This window comes from Virgibacillus sp. DJP39, from assembly GCF_049310925.1.
Classification (GTDB): Bacteria; Bacillota; Bacilli; order Bacillales; family Amphibacillaceae; genus Virgibacillus_F.
In genome coordinates, this window is the sequence record NZ_JBMERP010000178.1 from 1 (window position 1) to 1,471 (window position 1,471).

Genomic DNA, 1,471 nt, shown 5'->3' on the forward strand with positions numbered 1-1,471 from the left:
GCATTGTCTCGTTCGGTAAGACCCGTAGTAGGAAGTTCATTTTTTCACTGGCTTTTTTAATCATGTTAAACAGGTTTTTGGGATGGTCTGGTGGAAACACTGCCATGTTTATAATAAATGCAGAAAATACCCCAATTGTAACCAGCGATAATCGATCGATGACATAGACAACACTTAACCCGTTTTCATTAACCAGCATCAGTGTGATGATTGTCAAAACCGTTAAGCTAACTGTTTTATTCAATCCAAGCTTGATATTAATTGCAATAGAAATGATTACTACTGCTCCTACAGATAGGGGGTGAGTTCCAAGTAGGAAAATCCCTAACATGGCAAGAAGAAGTCCAACTCCATTCGAGATAACTACCTCTTTAATATAATTGTAGGACCGCATGATTGAAGGTTGCATAGCTAAAACAGCTGCAATGGCAGCCACGATTTCAAGTTCCAATTTAAGCATATTTGTTAAAAGTAGTGTTAGTGTAACAGCAAGTCCCGTTTTCACCATACGTGGTCCAATATTGAACTCCATGTTTTGCTCCTCTATATATAAAATAAAATGATCCTCACAATGCTATGAGGATTTATATTATTAATATGCTGGACTTCTTAAGACAGACCGTATTTTATTAAAATTCTTCATCTTGAATCCTGATTATGTGTTTTAATCCACTGTTAGCATCACTAAAAGTCTGGATATTGCTTAATTCACCTATATTCAGGGCAAGTTCTGGTTTTATTCCAACTATTATGCATTCTACTCCAATCAGTTTTAAACAATCATATAAGTTTTGAAGGTTTTGTCTCACACTGTAATCAAAACTATTAATGCCACTAAGACTTATCATTGCAAAATCTATGCCATCAGAGACACACTTTTCTAAAACTGTTGAGATGACAGTCTCTCCACGTTTTAAGTCTAATTCACCTACAAGAGGCAAAACGATAGTTTTTTCCCAAATCCTCAGTATAGGGACCGATAAGTCTCTAATTAGTCTTTCTTTTTTCTTTTCTTCTTCAGCCTGCGTGGTGACATCCATCAGCATAACCATATAACCCGTAACTTCTTTCGGATCTTCGTTGCCCCTAATAGGTGTTATGACAATATCGGCATCAAAAGTATTCCGAATATTAATCCTGGCTCTATGACCTTCCTGAAGTTCTGCCATTAGATGACGTTGATAGTCTGGTTTTACATGAAAGTAATCCATTTTAAGTCCTATCATGTGATCCGCGCTGGGAAGTCCATACAAAGGAGCAATAGCAGATAGTGATTTGATTGCCTTTTTATTCATCCATGTTATTGTGTAATCCTTGTCGGCGATAATAATGTTTTCACCTATACTATTTAAAGCATCAGTGCCTGATATATCAATTGGTATTTGTTGTGTCATAAATTTTCCCCTAATTAATCCTTTTTCAGATAATTATATATGATAGTAATCTAATTTTCAACATGACTAATAACCTC

2 protein-coding genes are annotated in these 1,471 nt (G+C 35.6%); both read right to left on the reverse strand.

Annotated elements, in window-relative coordinates; translation table 11 throughout:
* On the reverse strand, window positions 1–532 hold a 532-nt coding region (locus ACOI1D_RS21615), incomplete at its 3' end, for an FUSC family protein (protein WP_422504258.1).
* A 97-nt stretch (window positions 533–629) separates the two neighbouring features.
* Window positions 630–1,394, reverse strand: a complete 765-nt coding sequence (locus ACOI1D_RS21620) for an STAS domain-containing protein (protein ID WP_422504260.1) — start codon at window positions 1,392–1,394, stop codon at window positions 630–632.
* Window positions 1,395–1,471 lie beyond the last annotated feature (77 nt).

Excerpts from the sequence above, each read along its gene's own strand:
- ACOI1D_RS21620 (WP_422504260.1), bottom strand. The coding sequence starts at position 1,394 with ATGACACAACAAATACCAATTGATATATCAGGCACTGATGCTTTAAAT.